Below are 18,695 nucleotides of genomic sequence, written 5' to 3'. Positions count from 1 at the left end.
GTCTTTATTATTTATCTTCAGCTACGGCTACATCCACATCATCTAAACGGACATAAGCAGAAGGGCCGTCCATTTTTTTCTCAACAACGCGCAGAATACGGGTCGCAGTAAAGGTCAAGACGAAGTAAATTACACAAATAATAAAGTACGTTTGGAAGAACAGATAGTTCGTTCCGGCAGCTGATTTCCCTTGGAAGAACAATTCAGAAACAGAGATAATACTCAATACTGAAGTATCCTTAATATTGATAACCAACTCATTACCGGTTGCTGGTAAGATATTTCGTAAAACTTGCGGTAAAACAACTTTCCGCATCGTTTGACCATGTGTCATACCGATCGCATGAGCAGCTTCGAATTGTCCTGGGTCAACCGCGAAGATCCCACCGCGGACGATTTCAGACATGTAAGCTCCCGTATTGATAGAAACGATGAACAAGGCAGCAGCGGTTCGATTCAAATCGATTCCGAAAGCCATCGCGATTCCATAATAGATCACGGCTGATTGAACGATCATCGGGGTACCGCGGAAGATTTCGATATAGGCATTTAACAACCAACCAAAGGCTTTTTGGCAGCCGCGTTTGACCCCGTTGCTAGCTTCAGGTAGGGTCCGGAAGACGCCGACTAATAAACCAATCAAGGTTCCAACAGTCGTCCCCACGATGGCTAATAATAGTGTTACACCTGTCCCACGTAAAAACATCGAACCATTTTGTTTCAAGATACGAACAAAAACATTTTCTTTTTTACCAGTAGTAGTGCTTTCTGTTTCATCGGCAGCTGGCTGATCTTTGATGGCTTGGTCCATGATTTTAACGCGTTCGTCTTGTGAGATGCCAGCTAATGTTTGATTGATTTGTGCCATGTCGGGATCACCTTTACGCATTCCAACGGAAACTTGAACATCTTCTGGGTTGGTTTGAAACCCATCGGCTTCATCGAATTCCACCATCATAATGTCTGGATTGACACTTGCGGCAGTCACGCCTTCAGGTCGTTCACTGACATATCCATCAATCGTGCCGGATTCTAAGGCAACCCGCATCGCTGGGAAATTATCCATGGCTTCCTGTTTTTTCACGTCTGGAATTTGATCAATGACACTATAATGGAAAGTACTTAATTGAGCAGTAATTTTCGCTCCAGAAAAATCTTTGATTGAGGAAGCTTTAGCATACTTTGAATCTTTACGTGTAACGATGACGAGCTGTGATTCGTAATAAGGATCGGAAAAATCGACTTCTTTGCGGCGTTCAGCAGTCGGTGACATCCCGGCGATAATCGCGTCGATCTTACCTGATTGCAGTGCTGGCAATAAGCCGTCCCATTCGGTTTTTACAATGACTAACTTGCGATTCATTTTGTCGGCAATTTTTTTCGCCATCTGAACGTCGTAACCACCGGCGTAAGCTTTGTCACCTTGGATTTGGACAGCGCCATTCCGATCGTCTTTTTGTGTCCAGTTGAAGGGAGCATAGCCCGCCTCCATCCCCACGCGTAATTCTCCATCAGGCGTTTTTGCATCGGCCTGAGTAATTAATGGGGCTCCTAAAAATGAAATAAATAATGCGATGAATGCGATAACTGAAAATTTTCTTCTATTCATAAATTTCTCCCTTTCTTGAAATCACGAGATTGGGTAGGGTGTCTTTGAAAATCTACAACAAAAAAAGCCGCCGATTTGGATATAAGGCCGCTTGCAGATAATAAGAAGATGATGTTCCCTCTCACAAAAACATAGCGCAACTTAGCATCACTGCTAAGACAGTCCGCAAGTTATTCGCTTGCGTCCCAACATACAAAACTAAGAGAATTTTGTACATTTCGGCGAAACTTCCTAGACCTATTTCAATGTGTCTCTACACTCCATAGGGTTAATAAGGTTCGCGACCTCTACCTCATTGTACTGAGGCATCTCGTATTCAGTTATTATGTTTCACAGTCTAAAGGCTAAAAATGAAAAAGTCAATGGAAATCATTGGAAATGAACAAAAAAACGATGGCTATTTTTTAGTTTATTCCAGTTGGATTGTCTTGGTTGACAAAAAAATTCTTTCTATGTTCATCTTTTTAAAAAAATTTCACTGAAAAAATAAAGTTCAAATGATACGATTAATTGTTCTAAAAAAATATGTAGGAAATGATTTCGGTACAATCAAATATGTTTTCTAAATATAAATTGTACTGAAGAAAGATCGCTAATAAACCGTTTACAAATTATACTTTAGTCAGGAGGTGAGGAGAAAGTGAATTACAAAATGAGCTATCTCCTATCCAACAATTTTAATTGTTACGTAACGTTAAAAGAAGCAATAGAAAGAACTGGACTATCTGCTAATGAGCTCGCGACTCAACTAGCAGAACTAAATTTAACTATTGAAAAAAATGCTGATACAGGTGAAAGAAGAATATTTATTCCGACTATATCGGCAGAACAATGGGCTCGAAAACTTGTAAATGAAACCACTGAGTATTCCGTATACTCAGAAGAACAGCGTCAGGCGCTAATTTATCTGTTGAGCTATTCTGGTTTTGAAGAATTATCATTATTTCATTTTCAAGATTTTTTAGAAATTTCGAAAGGGACAGCGATTGCCGATGTCAAAAAGCTCCGTAAATATTTAGCTACGCAGAAGATTGAGTTAAGTTATACTCGAAAAACCGGTTTTTATTTAACGGGTGATGAGCTAGAGCTTAGACGTGTTGCCCAGAACTTTGTTGCCTTGCTGGTACAAGACTCAGTTGGTAAATTTAGTCTTTTTTACTGGCTCAATCAATTTGATTTGACTTTGTATCCACGAATGCGAGATGAGATTTTATTACAAACTAGCACTTTAGGTTTATCGATCGTTCCCAGTCGAATTGACGAGGTCAGTATTTTTATCGGTTTGTCTTATAACCGAATTAAGGAGATGCACCTAGCCAATTTAGCTGATTTAGAATTTTTACAGTCATTAACTGTTTATCGAGTTAGCGAGAGTTTTTCCCAAAATTTTTTTGCTAATAAAAATCCTTATGAGTTAGGGTATCTGACCGTTGTGTTCATGACGATTGTTCAAGGAGAAATTCGGGATCTGCAATTAGATTTTTTATTAAACGACTGTGCTGAGATTATTTATCGAATGGAAAGTTACTCGGCTATCCAATTCTCTAATTTTCGAGAGTTATTGATGAACTTGTTCTATCATCTTGTTCCAGCGTATTTTCGAATTCGTTTTGGCTTTTATTTACCCAATGTTCTGATTGAAAATATTCAAATGGACTATCCAGAAATTTTTGATTTCACAAAGAAAGCTTTGAAGCCATTAGAAATAGCTGTTGATCGAAAAATTCCGATTGAAGAAGTGGGCTTTTTCTCAATCTTATTTGGCGGAGCTATCACAAATCAAAAAACCGAGGCAGCAGAAAAAGAAGTTCGAGCATTGATTGTTTGCCCTAATGGGATTAGTTCTTCTTTGATCCTGCAAACAGAATTAAAGAAAATGTTTTCTACGATTCAATTTCAAGAAGCTAGTTCTGTAAATCAGTTACAAAGTGTACCAGAAGAAAGCTACGATGTAGTTTTCTCGACAATACCATTGAAAAGTAACAAACGTGTCTATTTAGTTAAACCATTAATGTCGCAATTAGAGAAAAATCAACTAATTAATCTAGTTCAAGAAGAACTACTTGTTCCGGGGTTTTCGATGCCTAGTGCAGAGGAGATAATCAAGGCCTTACTTCCTTATATTGAGTTAAAGCAAGGCGTGACGAACGAAAAATTATATAAAGTGCTTAACAAGAAAATGAATCGATTAATTGAGAGGAAGGAGGACAATCGTCCGATGTTAACAGAACTTATTACTCCGGAAACAATTCAAATATGTGATGAGGTTTCAGATTGGGAGACAGCTATCCGCATGGCAGCAAAACCTTTAGTAGACAGTCAAAAAATTGAGGGGCGTTATGCGGAGGCCATGATTGAAAAAGTAAAACAATATGGCCCATTTATTCATATTGGTAAAGGAATTGCTTTGCCACATGCACGTCCTGAAGACGGTGTAAAAGAATTGGGGATGTCATTATTAAAAGTAGAAAAGCCAGTTTTATTATTAGATGACGAGAAACATGAAATTCACTTGTTTGTCTGTTTGGCAGCAGTAGATAACGAGGCCCATTTACGGGCGTTATCCAGTTTGACAAAATTGTTATCCAATCGAGAAAATTTGGATGCGCTCTTGGCCGCAACGACAAAAGAAGAAATTATGACTATTTTAACTAAAGGAGAGAATGAATAATGAAATTTGCAGCAGTGTGTGGTTCAGGTTTAGGATCTAGCTTTATGGTAGAAATGAATATTAATAGTGTTTTACAAGAATTAGGAGTAACAGATGTAGAAGTTTCTCATTACGATATGGGGAGTGCAACACCAGATTTGGCAGATGTCTTTTTTGTAGGAACGGATCTGGCCGACAGTGCTCAACACTTGGGTGAAGTTGTGATATTAGACAGTATCATCGATATGGATGAACTAAAAACAAAAGTACAAGCTGTTTGTGAAGAAAAAAATCTACTTTAATTAATTAGAAAATTAAATGGGAGGAATATAAATGAACGGGATTTTAAATATTTTGATTGATATCGCCAGCACACCAGCGTTATTGGTTGCCTTGATAGCAATTTTAGGAAATCTTTTACAAAAAAAGGATACCGCAGCGATTGTTAAAGGCGGAATCAAAACTTTTGTTGGTTTCTTAGTGGTGACAGCTGGGGCAGGAGTAGTTGAGGGTTCACTGGCACCTTTTGGGGAGATGTTCCAAGCAGCGTTCCACATGCAAGGGGTTGTACCGAACAATGAAGCAATCGTTGCGTTAGCCTTGACAAAGTATGGCACTTATACAGCACTTATTATGTTAGTCGGTATGGCCTTTAATATTTTGATCGCTCGTTTTACACGCTTTAAATATATCTACTTAACTGGTCATGCGACACTTTATATGTCGTGTATGATTGGTGTAATTTTAAGCGTAACTAAAATGGGAACTGTTCCTTTGGTATTTTTTGGAGGCTTAGCCTTAGGGATTGCTAATACAATTTTCCCTGCGATTGCTCAGCCGTTTACTAGACAGATCACTAAAAATGATACTGTAGCTTTGGGACATACTGGGAATTTTGGCTACGCTCTTAGCGGTCTGATTGGGAAATACGTTGGTAATAAAGAAAAGTCAACAGAAGATATTAACTTTCCAAAAGGTTTATCTTTCTTGCGGGACTCAACAGTAAGTATCACTATTACGATGGCTATTGTATATGTAATCGTAGCATTGTTTGCAGGAAATTCTTATGTTACGGCTAACTTAAGTGACGGAACAAACTACATCATCTATTCATTACAACAAGCTGGATCGTTCGCAGCTGGAGTTTTCGTTATCTTGGCAGGAGTTCGTTTAATCTTGGCAGAGATTGTCCCAGCATTTAAGGGAATTTCGGAAAAATTAGTTCCCAATTCAATTCCAGCATTAGATTGCCCAATCGTTTTCCCATATGCACCAAATGCTGTTTTGATTGGTTTTTTAACTAGTTTTGTTGGTGGAATTGTAAGTTTAGTAATCATGGTACTAACAGGAACAACTGTTATTATTCCAGGGGTAGTTCCACACTTCTTCTGTGGTGCAACAGCTGGGGTATATGGAAATGCAACAGGTGGTTTGCGCGGCGCTGTTATTGGTTCTTTCGTGCATGGTGTAATTATCAGTTTTATGCCAATTCTTTTGATGCCAGTCATGGGTGATCTTGGATTCCAAGGTTCTACTTTCTCTGATACTGATTATGGTGTTGTAGGAATTTTCTTAGGAAACTTAGCCAATGCTGGTGGACAGATCGCAGTTATTTCTGGAATTCTTGCAGTTTTAGCTGTACTAATCGGTTTAACAGTGTTCAAAAAAAATAAGAAAGCAGATACCGTTTCTGAATAAGAGGGAAAAACTAAATGGACAAAATGTCAATTACAGAACTGGAAACTTTAGCAGCGAAAATTCGAATCAATAGTATCGAAGCAATTCGTAAAGTTGGGTCAGGACATATTGGTGGCTCTCTTTCAATTGCAGATTTATTAGCTGTATTATATGGTAAACAAATGGTTTATGACGTCAATAATCCGGCATGGGAAAAACGAGATCGTTTGGTTTTATCCAAAGGACATGCTGGTCCAGCCTTGTACAGCGCCCTTTCGGCAGTTGGTTTTTTTGCTGAAGATTGGCTATGGACTTTAAATGAAGGCGGTACAAATTTGCCTTCTCATCCCGATCGAATAAAAACTCCAGGAGTGGATGCGACTACAGGATCATTAGGTCAAGGAACATCTCTAGCCGCTGGGATTGCGACAGGATTGAAGCTACAAGGAAATGATAATTACGTTTATCTGATTGTTGGTGACGGAGAATTAAATGAAGGTCAATGTTGGGAAGCATTTCAATATATCGCTCATTTTAAATTAAATAATTGTATTGTGATCATTGACGAAAATAAAAAGCAATTAGATGGAACGACACAAGATATTTTGAACCCTTTTGATATCGCAGAAAAAATGCGAGCTTTTGGATTTGCCGTACAAAGAGTCAAAGGGAATGATTTAACGGCGATTGATCAAGCGATTGATGATTGTAAAAAAATCGAAGATCAAGCTGTTTGTATCGTTTTAGATACTATTAAGGGTCAAGGTGTGAAATTCTTTGAAGAAATGGACGCCAATCATTCAGTCAAATTTGATAATGAAGTAGTGCAGAAAGCAACGGATAAAGCCCTTGAAGAATTACGGAAAGGGCGTGGAAAATAGCATGTTTACTCTAACAGAAAACAATGTAGTTGGAAAAGAGTTACGAGTTACTGTCGTGGATTCATTAAAAGAGATAATGGCGGAAAATGAAAAAGTAATTGCTTTAGATGCAGACCTTGGCGGTGCGAGCAAGTGGACGGATTTAGCGAAAAGCTTACCAGAACAATTTATTAACGTGGGTATTGCCGAAGCAAATATGGTAGGGGTAGCAGCTGGACTAAGCTTGACTGGCTACACACCGTTTATTCACACATTCGGTCCCTTTGCAACGCGCCGTGTTTTAGACCAAATCTATCTATCGGGTGCGTATGCAGATAACACGATCAATATTTACGGCTCAGATCCTGGGTTTGCTGCTGGTCACAATGGTGGAACGCATACTACGTGGGAAGATATAGCGTTATTACGTTCAATTCCTGGAGTAACAATTTGTGATGCTGCTGATGAAGTCCAGATGGACTGGATTATTAAAGAATTTGCTAAGTCGAAAGGGATACACTATGTACGGGGAAATCGGAAAGGTGTAAAAAACGTATATGCATCAGGATCAACTTTTAAGATTGGTCAAGGTAATCTTCTACGTGAAGGACAAGATTATCTAATTGTGGCTACTGGTCAACTTGTATCAGAGGCATTAGAAGTAGCAACTAATCTTGAAACTAAAGGCTTTTCGGCTGATGTGATCGATATGTTTACTATTAAACCATTAGATAAAGGACTTTTACTTGAACGTTTAGTTGGAAAGAAAAAGGTCATAACGATTGAAAACCACTCGATAACAGGGGGATTAGGCAGTGCTGTCGCAGAAGTTTTGGCCGATAATGGTTTAGCAGTGCCTTTGACAAGGATTGGTGTCGATGAGCGTTTTGGTCAAGTCGGTACACCTGATTTTCTACAAGCTGAATTTGGTTTAACGGCAGATAAGATTTTAGAACAATTACCAATTTTATAAAAACGTTTCTCTCAAGTCATTGGCTTGGGAGAATTTTTTATTTTGAGTGTTTTATACTATACTGTTTGATGAGGTGACTAAGATGGAAATCAAGCTTGATCAAGCAGTACAACTGATTCAACAGGCTCAAAAAATCACTTTTTTAACGGGAGCGGGGGTCTCTACGCCGTCGGGGGTGCCGGATTATCGTTCATTAAAAGGGGTTTATCAAGGAATCGAAGCACCAGAATATTTATTGAGTCATGAGTGTTTGATTCGGGAGCCGGAGAAATTTTATGCTTTTGTTAAACATTTGTATCATGAAGAAGCTCGGCCTAATATTATCCATCAAAAGATTGCAGAGCTGGAACAAACCAAAGATACTTGGGTAGTTTCGCAAAATATCGATGGGTTGCATCAGGCGGCAGGGAGCCATCATTTAGTAAATTTTCATGGCTCGCTTTATGATTGTTACTGCCGCAAATGTGGGCAGTCAGTGGCGTGGCAAGAGTACTTGAAAAGTGATCAGCATACTGGTTGCGGAGGACAAGTTCGGCCAGCGATTGTCTTGTACGGTGAAGGGTTTGACGATAACGTGATCCAGCAAGCGATTGCAGCTGTTCAAAATGCGGAATTGATTGTAATCCTGGGAACCAGCTTCCAAGTCCATCCATTTTGTGATTTAATTTATGAAAAACACAGCGATGCAAGGGTCTTGGTGATCAACCAAACACCGATTCAATTGGCTGGAAATTATCCTTTTGTGCAGGTAGATGGCGCAACGGTATTTGACCAGCTTTAGTTAATGATTGACATCAGGACATTGAGTTATTGAAACTAGTCGTTACTAGTAGCAAATACTTTTATAGAAATAGGAGGAGTTTTTTTTGGAATTGACTGAAAAGGAAAAAATGATTGCTGGTAAGTTATATTTTGCGGGGGATCCTGAATTAGTAGCAGACCGTAAAGATGCCCGAATCAAATTACGAGCGATCAATAGTGAAGCGGATAAAACTAAACGGGAAGCCTATGTTAAAGCAGCTTTTGGTGGAACAAAAAAACATGCTTATGTCGAGCCGACGATTTCTTTTGATTATGGCTACAATATTTTTGTGGGTGAAAATTTCTATTGTAATTTCCACAATGTCTTTTTAGATATTTGCCCTATCACGATTGGTGATAATTGTCTGTTTGGACCCAATGTTCAATTATATACTGCGAGTCATCCGATTGAACCGCAGAAACGCAACAGTGGTTTGGAATTAGGCAAGCCGATTGTAATTGGTGACAATGTTTGGCTTGGTGGTTCAGTCGTGATCGTTCCAGGTGTAATGTTAGGAGATAATGTGGTGGTTGCGGCTGGCTCAGTTGTAACAAAATCATTTCCAGCCAATGTTGTTGTTGGAGGAAATCCGGCTAAAATCATTAAGACGATTGAAGAAGAACCGAAAAAAGATATGTTAGCTCAAGTGCGGGAACAAATCGATCACATCGATCAAAAGATCGTTGCACTTTTGGAAAAACGGATGGGCGCGGTGAGTGAAGTGACCGCATATAAGGCACGTACGGAAAAACCAGTCTTAGATTCGAGCCGCGAGGAAGCCGTTTTGCAAAAAGTTGCGGATTTAGTGACGGATGAAGACTATCGTGAAACGATCGTGGAAACATTTAAAGATATTATGAAACAGTCACGAAACTATCAAGAAGGGCGGTTGAAATAGGATGTTGGATGGTGACAAACGCAAAGCTGAGATTTTAACGGCTTTGCAGCAAGCGGAAAAACCAATTAGCGCGACGAGTTTTGCTAAAAAATTTGGTGTGAGCCGGCAAATCGTCGTGGGGGATGTCGCTTTGTTACGAGCGGCCGGTGAAAATATTATTGCGACGGCGCGGGGCTATTTGTTGGAACGGGAATCGGCAAAACTAGTCAGTAAGATTGCGGTCCAACACGATCGTTCTCAAGCGGAGGAAGAATTGCGGACGATTGTTGAACACGGGGGAGAAGTCATTGATGTAGTGGTGGAACATCCTTTGTACGGGGAGTTAGTTGGCGGCTTACATGTGGGCTCCCAGATAGAAGTTGATCGTTTTCTTGAAGCGGCGCAGAAATTACAGGCGGCTTTTTTATCAGAATTAACTGGTGGCATTCATCTGCACACAATTGCCTATGAAACATTGGAGGATTTAGCTGCGATTAAGGTGGCTCTTTCAGAAAAAGGAATCTTATACGAAGAAAACCGCCACAGCTAGTGACGGTTTTCTTTTACTTATTCGATAACTAAGACGCCATCTTTTAGTTTTAATGGATTTTTTTCATCGATGTGATCATAGAACATAATGCCATTGATGTGGTCGATTTCGTGTTGAACAACGATTGCATTATAATTTTTCAAGCGAATCTTATGCTTTTCACCGTCTGCATCGAAATACGAAACGGTAATCCGGGCAGCTCGAACGACGTAGCCCGGCACTTCACGATCAACGGATAAACAGCCCTCTCCTTCGCCTAAACAAGCTTCTTGAACCGAATGGCTCAAAATTTTGGGATTATACATCACTGTGCTGATACCATTTTCTGGTTTTTCTGGATCAATGCTAGGAACGTGAACCGCAATGATCCGTTTTGAGATATCTAATTGGGGAGCGGCTAAACCGACACCGCCCCGTAAATGTAATTCTTCTGCTTTAACGGGATCTTGACTATTTTTTAAAAATTGCAACATTTCTTTTCCAAGTTCTACATCTTCAGCAGTTGGAGGAATTGGAACTTCTTTAGCGACTGCGCGCAAAGTCGGATGGCCTTCCCGAATAATATCATCCATTGTGATCATTAAAAAATCTCCTCTCAAGACTGTATTTCATCACGTAATTTTAACACAAAAAGTAAGCAAGGTAAAAAAACTGTTTTTTTGAGTTTGGTTCCTTAAAAAAATTGTAATGATTATAAAATGCCTGGTTAAATTGTTGTACAGCTTGATTTTTTCATACAAATCAAGTAAAGTGTTAGAGTGTGCACAGCACACCACCTATCACTTGGTTAGGCGATTCACCAACGCTCTACTCAGTCATAGGAAGAAAATAGGAAGAGGTGAAAACCATGGCATTAACTAAAGAACGTAAAAACGAAATTATCAATGAATTTGCTCGCCATGAAGGAGATACTGGTTCTCCAGAAGTACAAATCGCTGTATTAACGGAAGAAATCAATCAACTAAATGAGCATGCACGTGTCCACAAAAAAGACCACCATTCATACCGCGGTCTTATGAAAAAAGTTGGTCATCGTCGTAACTTGTTAGCTTACCTACGTAAGAACGAAGTACAACGTTACCGTGAATTAATCCAACGTCTAGGACTACGTCGTTAATTCGTACTATTATGAAAGTGAGGTTCCTAGGAATCTCACTTTTTTTGCTAGTTTTACTTCCTGCTTTAGCAGATTAGTCAAATAGTATGTGTACGAAAATCAGTTCATTTTTCTAGTTTTTAGAAAAATGATTGCACTAAAAATGAGCTAGCTGCAAACTTTTAGTGTGAACGTAAAAAACTGAGCTTGGCTCGGAAAAAATAAGAAACCTTTGATTGGCGTGTTGTCACTCTACTAACCAAATGAAAGCAGTCAACTCTGTTTTGCTGTTTTCATTTGTTTAGTAGCGTCGCACTGGTCAGAGGAAAAAGGAGAAATTATGTCAGAAAAACAAGTTTTTAAAACTACTTGGGGCGGCCGCCCTCTGCAAGTTGAAATCGGTCAGCTTGCGAAACAAGCCAATGGTGCCGTGTTAGTTCGTTATGGCGATACCGTCGTATTAAGTGCGGCAGTTGCTTCAAAAGAAGCGAAAGATACCGACTTTTTCCCATTAACGATCAACTATGAAGAAAAAATGTATGCAGTCGGGAAAATCCCTGGTGGCTTCATTAAACGTGAAGGACGTCCAAGTACAGAAGCGACTTTGACGGCTCGTTTGATCGACCGTCCGATCCGTCCAATGTTTGCGGATGGTTTCCGTAACGAAGTTCAAGTAACTAACTTCGTGATGAGTGTGGAGCAAGATTGCACACCGGCGATGGCAGCGATGCTAGGTTCTTCGCTAGCTCTATCTATTTCAGATATCCCATTTGATGGTCCGATTGCAGGAGTTGATGTGGGTCGTGTCAATGGTGAATATGTTTTGAACCCAACGGTTGAACAGCACGCTGAATCAGATATTGATTTGACAGTTGCCGGAACAAAACAAGCCATCAACATGGTCGAATCTGGTGCAAAAGAAGTTTCTGAAGAAGACATGTTGGGCGCATTACTTTTTGGTTTTGATGCTATTAAAGAATTAGTGGCTTTCCAAGAAGAAATCGTGGCTGCTGTCGGCAAAGAAAAAATGGAAGTCAAATTATTACAAGTGAATCCTGACTTGAAGAAAGAAGTCTTTGACAGCTACTATCAAACAATGAAAACAGCTGTTATGACAATGGACAAATTGGCTCGTGAAGATGAAATTGAAAAAGTTAAAGAAACGGTCAAAGAAGTCTACGCAGAAAAATTTGCAAACATTGAGACCGAAGACTTAGTTCAGATCACAAAAGAAATTAAGCAAATCGCTGAAGATCTTGAAAAAGATGTCGTTCGCGAATTGATCACAATCGATAAGATTCGCCCGGATGGCCGTAAATTAGATGAAATTCGTCCATTAGCCGCAGAAACTGGTCTACTACCACGCGTTCACGGTTCAGGACTATTCACTCGGGGACAAACGCAAGCTTTATCCGCTTGTACCTTGGCTCCGTTAGGGGAACATCAAATTATTGACGGACTAGGAACGGTTGAAAGCAAACGATTCATCCACCATTACAATTTCCCTCAATTCTCAGTTGGTTCAACTGGACGCGCCGGCTCGCCTGGTCGTCGTGAAATCGGACATGGAGCGTTAGGTGAACGTGCCTTGGCACAAATCATCCCAAGTGAAGAAGACTTCCCTTACACAATCCGTTTAGTTGCGGAAGTATTGGAATCAAATGGTTCTTCTTCGCAAGCAAGTATCTGTGCCGGAACCTTAGCGTTGATGGATGCAGGTGTACCGATCAAAGCACCGGTTGCCGGTATCGCAATGGGACTTGTTTCGGATGGCGAAAATTATACAATTTTAACGGATATTCAAGGTTTAGAAGATCACCTTGGCGACATGGACTTTAAAGTTGCTGGGACAAAAGACGGAATCACTGCTTTACAAATGGATATTAAAATTCAAGGAATCACAGAACAAATCTTGACTGAAGCTTTAACACAAGCGAAAAAAGCTCGGATGGAAATTCTTGAAGTGTTGACCGATACATTAGCTGCACCGCGGGAAGAGTTAAGTCCATACGCACCGAAAATTGAAATGATCAAAATCGATCCAGATAAGATCAAAACAGTTATCGGTAAAGGTGGCGATACGATTAACGGTATCATCGAAGAAACTGGTGTGAAGATCGATATTGATCAAGACGGCAATGTCAGCATCGCTTCTTCTGACGCAGAGATGATCAAGAAAGCCATCAAGATCATCGAAGAATTGACAAAAGAAGTCAAAGTCGGCGAAGTTTACTTAGGTAAAGTCGTTCGGATCGAAAAATTTGGTGCCTTTGTCAACTTGATCAAAGGAAAAGATGCTTTAGTGCATATTTCTCAATTAGCAAATGAACGGGTGAATAAAGTTGAAGACGTTGTGAAATTAGGCGATGAAGTGTTAGTTAAAGTGACTGAAATCGATCGCCAAGGCCGCGTAAATGCTTCTCGTAAAGTGTTGCTGAAAGATGAAAGCAGTAAAGAAGAAAAATAATCATTTATTGCTCGATTTTCTTTGACATTGCTCGTTTAAAACTGGATAATACGAGTAAGTTTTAGGGGAGTAGCGACATAGATAAACTCTATGCTTTTAGATCAACAACAAGTGCGTAGCGCTGGTCTAAGAGATAATTTGCAAGCCCTAAACAATAGTGCAAACTATTGTTTAGGGCTTGTTTTACTTTCCGCAGTAAACTAAGGATAAAAGCTGGGTATTTATTTTTCGAAAAGTTATAAGCCGATTTTATTTGTGGATATCAGCAGCAGTAAACTACAATGGGAATCGCTATGATAAAATGAAAATTTCGGAAAATTAGCGAGGGCTTCGGCTTTTAGTCGTAATAGGAGTGTGTAAAATGGAAAAGAAAAAAGATCATACAAAAAAACTTTCGGCCGCAGGTCTGTTGATTGCGATGGGGGTCGTCTACGGCGATATCGGGACGAGTCCTTTGTATGTAATGAAGGCCATTTTAGAAGAAAATGGCGGGATTAGTACCGTTACGCAGGATTTTGTTCTTGGAGCGGTTTCACTAGTTTTTTGGACGGTGATGTTGTTGACGACCGTCAAGTATGTGCTGATCGCTTTACGTGCCGATAACCACGGTGAAGGCGGGATTTTCTCCTTGTATACTTTGGTCCGTAAGGGTGGAAAGTATTTGATCATACCGGCCATGATTGGTGGGGCGGCCTTGTTGGCTGACGGGGTATTGACACCAGCGGTAACAGTTACGACGGCGATTGAAGGGTTGCGGGGAATTCCTGAGTTTTATCAAGAATTTGGCAATAACCAAAACGTGATTGTGCTGATTACTTTGGTGATTTTGCTCTTTTTATTTTTGATCCAACGGTTCGGAACGGATTTTGTCGGCAAGGCTTTTGGTCCGATTATGTTTTTATGGTTTACATTTCTAGGTTTGATGGGACTGTTGAATATTCCTTATGACTTTGGTGTCATCAAGGCGTTAAATCCTTATTACGCAGTCCATCTACTATTTAATCCTGATAATAAAATGGGAATTTTTATTTTAGGAAGTATTTTCTTGGCGACCACTGGTGCGGAGGCCTTGTATTCCGACATGGGACACGTAGGCAAGAAAAATATCCACTTTAGTTGGCCTTATATTTTGCTTTGCTTGATGTTGAATTATGCGGGGCAAGCAGCCTGGATTTTGCATTCAAAAGATAATCCGGCCATTCAAGGAATCGAAAACTTAAATCCCTTTTTCCGAATTTTGCCTGATGGCTGGATGATCTTTGGGGTAATTTTTGCGACAATCGCGGCTATCATTGCCTCGCAAGCCTTAATCTCAGGGTCATTTACATTAGTCTCTGAAGCAATCAAGCTAAAATTATTACCCAGAATGCGGATTATCTATCCTGGGAAAAGTATCGGTCAAATGTATATCCCCGCAATCAATCTAATTTTGTGGGCAGCCTGTTCACTAATCGTATTGACCTTCCGTACGTCAAGTCATATGGAGGCGGCATATGGACTATCAATCACTGTAACGATGCTGATGACGACTTTCTTGCTGTATCATTATTTATTGCAAAATGGGACCTCCCGTATTTTGGCAAGTCTGATGCTGGTCTTTTTTGGAGTGCTAGAAGGCTTCTTCTTTATTTCTAGTGTTACCAAGTTCTTCCATGGCGGTTTTGTAGCGGTAGCGATGGCGCTTATGATTTTAAGTGTGATGTATATCTGGCATCGTAGCAATCGTGTGCAGGAAAATGCTAGTCAAGATGTGCGCTTTAAAGATTATTTGCCACAATTGCAAGAACTGCATAATGATGAGCGGATTCCTTACTATCAAACCAATGTCGTTTTCTTAGTTCCTCGACTAGAAGGGGATATGATTCCTCAGCAGTTTATTTATTCGATTTTAGATAAACGCTTGAAACGGGCAAAAGTTTATTGGTTCGTTAACGTGGAAGTTACTGATGAGCCTTACACAGAAGAATATAGTGTGGATATGATGGGGACGGACTTTATTGTAAAAGTGAAACTTTATCTAGGTTTCCGGATCGCTCAAGATGTAAATGTTTATTTGCGACAGATTATCCATGATTTGATGAAACAAGGGCGCCTGCCTAAGCAACCGCAACATTATTCGTTAACACCTGGACGACAAGTTGGGGACTTCCGTTTTGTCATGATTCAAGAAGAATTGTCGAATATGACGCGAATTGATAAATGGGATCGTCAAGTGATGCAGGCTCGTTTAGCGATTAAGCGTCATACGGTTACGCCGGAGCGTTGGTTCGGAATCGAATACAGCGAAGTTACGTATGAGACGGTTCCTTTGATTGTAGGTGAAACAAGAAAAACGTGGCTTAAAGAGAGAAAAGGCTGATCGTTTAGCGACTGAGGCAGTGAAGAGCTGCCTCGGTTTTTTTATCTTACCTAGTCAAATAGTAAACAGATTTTATTGGACCACGGCCTTTTGTTATACTTAAGGGAAAAGGAGTGTGAAGGTGATGGGATTGATTGTTTATGGGACACAGTATGGGACTAGTAAAAAATATGGGTTGGAGTTGGCACAGATCACTGGGGACAAAGTCATTGATTCTCAACAATTAGTTGGTGAAATCGAAGCGACACATGTAATTTTGATTGGTTCTCTCTACGCCGGTCGGATGATGGGGTTAAAAAAAGTATTACAAAAATTAACAACTGGGAAGCACGAATTGACACTTATCACGGTAGGGATGACTGATCCGGCGGCTGAAATGTTGGAAAAAATGCAACAGTCAATCCAGAAACAAGTTACTGATAAGAAAGTTCAGCTAAGAGGCTGCTATCATTTGCAAGGAACAGTCGATTATCAGCAATTAGCACTAAAACACAAATTAGTTATTAAACCGATGTTGCTGGCCTTCAAAAAGAAAGGACCGGAAGAATTGGATGAACAAGCGCGAGCATTACTGCAGGCTTTTGAGGGGACGCAGTCGATACAAAAGATTGATTTTACTGATCTTGCTCAAAAAATTTATTCTTAAAAAGCGAATTTGGCATAAAGAAAAGCCAAATTCGCTTTTCTTTTTATGGTAAATGAGTTAAATTTGGATTAGAAAAAGTGTGGGAGTGAGAGAAATGGAGCTGACGATTGCAGGTTTACGAGACAAGTTATTTGATGCTGATGAAGACCAGTTAAGAGAATTGATTTGTCAATTGTATAAATGTTCAAAGACTTCTCAACAAGTCATTGAGTCGCGCTTTTTAGGGGAAGGTTACTGCATGTCATTAGCCGAAAGCGTCAAACAAAAAATAGATCGGGCTTTTTTTCCACTAGGGAAGGTGGACCGTTCTTTGATTAGCGCGAAGAAGTTGCTACGCGAGTTTCGCAAGAGCTGTCAAAATCAAGCGGCATTGATTGATGTAGAGTTGTATTTTGTTGAATGTGGGTTAGATTTTATGGAAATCTTTGGCGATTTGGACCAGGCCTTTAAAGCTTTATTAGTTACGATTTACGCTTCAGCGATTGTGCGAATTTTAGAGGATCATTCCCAAAATTATTTTCATACATATTATTCTAGATGCAATCAATTGAATGAACGCGCGAAAGAATTTACCACAGTATTTTCGCAGGAGATGTTGACGATTTATTCTCAGTTAGTAAACGAGTGAGACTAGGTCTCACTCGTTCTTTGGATTTGTAGCTGTTGTTCTTGATCTAATTTTTTTAAGTGGCGCATAGCTTTGAAATAGGAAGTTAACAAAACAGCAGTAGAACCAAGCCAAGCTAAGGGGGAAGCAAAGGCGGCTCCAACAAAACCGAATGCGTGGGTCAAGATGATGGCCGCAAAGGAACGCATAACCAGCTCCATAATCCCGGCGATGGTCGGGATTTTTGCTTGTCCTAGGCCTTGTAAGGTATAGCGCAAGATAAATAAGATCGCTAAAACCCAGTATAAAGAACCGTTGATAGTAAAATAGATCTGCGCTAATTGGAAGACGCGGGTTTCACTCTGGCTGACAAAAAGTGCGACAAAATACCGTCCGCAAGTGATGACTAAAATCCCCGCTAGAATACTGAAAGCACCACTCATCAAAAGGCACTGTTTAACCCCTTGTAAGATGCGACCGTAGGCTTTGGCCCCTAAGTTCTGTGCGGTAAAAGTTGCCATGGTAATCCCAAAAGACATCATTGGTAAAATCGCAAATTGATCGATTCGATTCGCCGTTGTTTGGGCGGCAACAACATCTGTTCCCAGTGTGTTCAGTGCGGATTGTAAAATGACGGCTCCGATCGCGATGATGGAGGATTGGAAGCCCATCGGCAGTGCTGCGTTTAAATGAGTCCGGAAATCCTCTTTTTCAAAAGTGAAATGTTTGCGGCTGATCTGCAGTAAAGGAATCTTACGATGGATAAACCACACACACATTAAACTAGCTGAAATTTGAGCGATCACCGTTGCAAAACCAGCTCCGGCAACGCCCATATGAAAGTAAATAATAAAAACTAAATCCAAAATGACATTTATAACAACGGCAAAAGCTAAGAAGAACAAGGGTGTCCGGCTATCGCCTAAAGCCCGAACCATGTTTGATAGCAAGTTAAAACTCATGGAAGCGAAGATCCCGCCTAAAATAATGGAAATAAATTCTTGTGCCTGATTTAAGAGTTCGGGTGGGGTCTGCATCAAGAGTAACAAGGGACGTAAAAACAAGAGACTCAAGGCGGTTAAAATAAGTGTGACGGCTAGACTGATGATAATCGAAGTCGCAAAACTTTTTCGCACACCTTGCGCATCTTGCGCACCAAAACGCTGGGCGGTAATGATCGACAATCCGGCGGTCAAGCCCTGTGCGAAACCAATGATTAAAAAGCTCACACTGCTAGTGGCACCTACAGCCGCTAACGCATCTTTGCCTAAGGTCTGACCAACCACGACCATATCCACCATACTGTAAAACTGTTGAAACACATTTCCGACAAACAAGGGCAATGCAAATAGAATAATCAGCTTTGCTGGATTCCCACGGGTCAACTCTTTCATGCTATTCCTACTTTCTCTTAAAAGAAATTTTCTGTTAGATACTACCATAGAATTTTTGGAAAGCAAGAGGTTAACGACAAAAAAATCGTACCAACTAATTGGCACGATTCTTTATTCTACACAACGCT

The 18,695-nt window shown here is 40.2% G+C and carries 16 protein-coding genes and 1 riboswitch; of the genes, 13 read left to right on the top strand and 3 right to left on the bottom strand.

All coding sequences use genetic code 11. From position 1 onward, the window contains the following. Positions 1–7: 7 nt before the first annotated feature. Positions 8–1,609, bottom strand: a complete 1,602-nt coding sequence (locus EP1_RS00740) for an ABC transporter permease subunit (RefSeq protein ID WP_067621809.1) — start codon at positions 1,607–1,609, stop codon at positions 8–10. 124 nt (positions 1,610–1,733) lie between these two features. After that, a riboswitch (Lysine riboswitch) is annotated at positions 1,734–1,907 on the bottom strand. A 342-nt stretch (positions 1,908–2,249) separates the two neighbouring features. Here EP1_RS00740 and EP1_RS00735 point away from each other — a divergent pair. The 8 genes from EP1_RS00735 (at position 2,250) to EP1_RS00700 (ending at position 9,998) form a co-directional block, all read left to right on the top strand. Continuing rightward, positions 2,250–4,280 carry a BglG family transcription antiterminator gene (locus EP1_RS00735; protein ID WP_067621807.1) on the top strand — a complete coding sequence of 677 codons (2,031 nt, stop codon included), beginning with the start codon at positions 2,250–2,252 and terminating at the stop codon, positions 4,278–4,280. Next, complete coding sequence (locus EP1_RS00730; protein ID WP_067621805.1) at positions 4,280–4,561, top strand: PTS sugar transporter subunit IIB; 282 nt, start codon at positions 4,280–4,282, stop codon at positions 4,559–4,561. The genes EP1_RS00735 and EP1_RS00730 overlap by 1 nt, the downstream gene beginning before the upstream one ends. Positions 4,562–4,592: 31 nt before the next feature. Further along, entirely contained in the window at positions 4,593–5,957 is a 1,365-nt protein-coding gene (ulaA, locus tag EP1_RS00725) for a PTS ascorbate transporter subunit IIC (RefSeq protein WP_067621803.1), read from the top strand. A 14-nt stretch (positions 5,958–5,971) separates the two neighbouring features. Then, positions 5,972–6,817 carry a transketolase gene (locus EP1_RS00720; protein ID WP_376716057.1) on the top strand — a complete coding sequence of 282 codons (846 nt, stop codon included), beginning with the start codon at positions 5,972–5,974 and terminating at the stop codon, positions 6,815–6,817. 1 nt (position 6,818) lies between these two features. Next, complete coding sequence (locus EP1_RS00715) at positions 6,819–7,769, top strand: transketolase family protein (RefSeq protein ID WP_067621801.1); 951 nt, start codon at positions 6,819–6,821, stop codon at positions 7,767–7,769. A gap of 82 nt (positions 7,770–7,851) precedes the next feature. Beyond that, on the top strand, positions 7,852–8,550 hold the full coding sequence (locus EP1_RS00710) for an NAD-dependent protein deacylase (RefSeq protein WP_067621799.1): 699 nt from the start codon (positions 7,852–7,854) through the stop codon (positions 8,548–8,550). Positions 8,551–8,635: 85 nt separating this feature from the next. Further along, on the top strand, positions 8,636–9,469 hold the full coding sequence (locus EP1_RS00705) for a chorismate mutase (RefSeq protein ID WP_083507462.1): 834 nt from the start codon (positions 8,636–8,638) through the stop codon (positions 9,467–9,469). A 1-nt stretch (position 9,470) separates the two neighbouring features. Further along, complete coding sequence (locus EP1_RS00700; RefSeq protein ID WP_067621797.1) at positions 9,471–9,998, top strand: transcription repressor NadR; 528 nt, start codon at positions 9,471–9,473, stop codon at positions 9,996–9,998. Between the two features lie 17 nt (positions 9,999–10,015). Here the strand turns inward: EP1_RS00700 and def are convergent, their stop codons facing one another. Further along, positions 10,016–10,579, bottom strand: a complete 564-nt coding sequence (def, locus tag EP1_RS00695) for a peptide deformylase (protein ID WP_067621795.1) — start codon at positions 10,577–10,579, stop codon at positions 10,016–10,018. Positions 10,580–10,845: 266 nt separating this feature from the next. Here def and rpsO point away from each other — a divergent pair, with 266 nt between their 5' ends. The 5 genes from rpsO to EP1_RS00670 all read left to right on the top strand — a co-directional run bounded on the left by rpsO (position 10,846) and on the right by EP1_RS00670 (position 17,194). Next, the gene (gene rpsO / locus EP1_RS00690; protein ID WP_067621793.1) at positions 10,846–11,115 is read left to right on the top strand and encodes a 30S ribosomal protein S15; all 270 of its coding nucleotides are present in this window, start codon (positions 10,846–10,848) and stop codon (positions 11,113–11,115) included. A gap of 319 nt (positions 11,116–11,434) precedes the next feature. Beyond that, positions 11,435–13,561 (top strand): polyribonucleotide nucleotidyltransferase, encoded by a 2,127-nt coding sequence (pnp, locus tag EP1_RS00685; protein ID WP_067621791.1) that lies wholly within the window; start codon positions 11,435–11,437, stop codon positions 13,559–13,561. A gap of 361 nt (positions 13,562–13,922) precedes the next feature. Then, positions 13,923–15,920, top strand: a complete 1,998-nt coding sequence (locus EP1_RS00680; RefSeq protein ID WP_067621789.1) for a KUP/HAK/KT family potassium transporter — start codon at positions 13,923–13,925, stop codon at positions 15,918–15,920. Positions 15,921–16,044: 124 nt separating this feature from the next. Further along, positions 16,045–16,566 (top strand): flavodoxin domain-containing protein, encoded by a 522-nt coding sequence (locus EP1_RS00675; protein WP_067621787.1) that lies wholly within the window; start codon positions 16,045–16,047, stop codon positions 16,564–16,566. A gap of 94 nt (positions 16,567–16,660) precedes the next feature. After that, positions 16,661–17,194: a hypothetical protein gene (locus EP1_RS00670; RefSeq protein ID WP_067621785.1), complete on the top strand. Its 534-nt coding sequence runs from the start codon at positions 16,661–16,663 to the stop codon at positions 17,192–17,194. A gap of 2 nt (positions 17,195–17,196) precedes the next feature. Here the strand turns inward: EP1_RS00670 and EP1_RS00665 are convergent, their stop codons facing one another. Further along, positions 17,197–18,567 carry an MATE family efflux transporter gene (locus EP1_RS00665; RefSeq protein ID WP_067621783.1) on the bottom strand — a complete coding sequence of 457 codons (1,371 nt, stop codon included), beginning with the start codon at positions 18,565–18,567 and terminating at the stop codon, positions 17,197–17,199. Positions 18,568–18,695 lie beyond the last annotated feature (128 nt).

Source organism: Enterococcus pseudoavium NBRC 100491, from assembly GCF_001544295.1.
GTDB classification, from domain to species: domain Bacteria; phylum Bacillota; class Bacilli; order Lactobacillales; family Enterococcaceae; genus Enterococcus_A; species Enterococcus_A pseudoavium.
The sequence above is the reverse complement of the archived record's forward strand: the minus strand, read 5'-3'. Positions and strand labels throughout refer to the sequence as shown.

Excerpts from the sequence above, each read along its gene's own strand:
- EP1_RS00740 (WP_067621809.1), bottom strand. The coding sequence starts at position 1,609 with ATGAATAGAAGAAAATTTTCAGTTATCGCATTCATCGCATTATTTATT.
- EP1_RS00730 (WP_067621805.1), top strand. The coding sequence starts at position 4,280 with ATGAAATTTGCAGCAGTGTGTGGTTCAGGTTTAGGATCTAGCTTTATG.
- ulaA (WP_067621803.1), top strand. The coding sequence starts at position 4,593 with ATGAACGGGATTTTAAATATTTTGATTGATATCGCCAGCACACCAGCG.
- EP1_RS00720 (WP_376716057.1), top strand. The coding sequence starts at position 5,972 with ATGGACAAAATGTCAATTACAGAACTGGAAACTTTAGCAGCGAAAATT.
- EP1_RS00715 (WP_067621801.1), top strand. The coding sequence starts at position 6,819 with ATGTTTACTCTAACAGAAAACAATGTAGTTGGAAAAGAGTTACGAGTT.
- EP1_RS00710 (WP_067621799.1), top strand. The coding sequence starts at position 7,852 with ATGGAAATCAAGCTTGATCAAGCAGTACAACTGATTCAACAGGCTCAA.
- EP1_RS00700 (WP_067621797.1), top strand. The coding sequence starts at position 9,471 with ATGTTGGATGGTGACAAACGCAAAGCTGAGATTTTAACGGCTTTGCAG.
- def (WP_067621795.1), bottom strand. The coding sequence starts at position 10,579 with ATGATCACAATGGATGATATTATTCGGGAAGGCCATCCGACTTTGCGC.
- rpsO (WP_067621793.1), top strand. The coding sequence starts at position 10,846 with ATGGCATTAACTAAAGAACGTAAAAACGAAATTATCAATGAATTTGCT.
- pnp (WP_067621791.1), top strand. The coding sequence starts at position 11,435 with ATGTCAGAAAAACAAGTTTTTAAAACTACTTGGGGCGGCCGCCCTCTG.
- EP1_RS00680 (WP_067621789.1), top strand. The coding sequence starts at position 13,923 with ATGGAAAAGAAAAAAGATCATACAAAAAAACTTTCGGCCGCAGGTCTG.
- EP1_RS00675 (WP_067621787.1), top strand. The coding sequence starts at position 16,045 with ATGGGATTGATTGTTTATGGGACACAGTATGGGACTAGTAAAAAATAT.
- EP1_RS00670 (WP_067621785.1), top strand. The coding sequence starts at position 16,661 with ATGGAGCTGACGATTGCAGGTTTACGAGACAAGTTATTTGATGCTGAT.
- EP1_RS00665 (WP_067621783.1), bottom strand. The coding sequence starts at position 18,567 with ATGAAAGAGTTGACCCGTGGGAATCCAGCAAAGCTGATTATTCTATTT.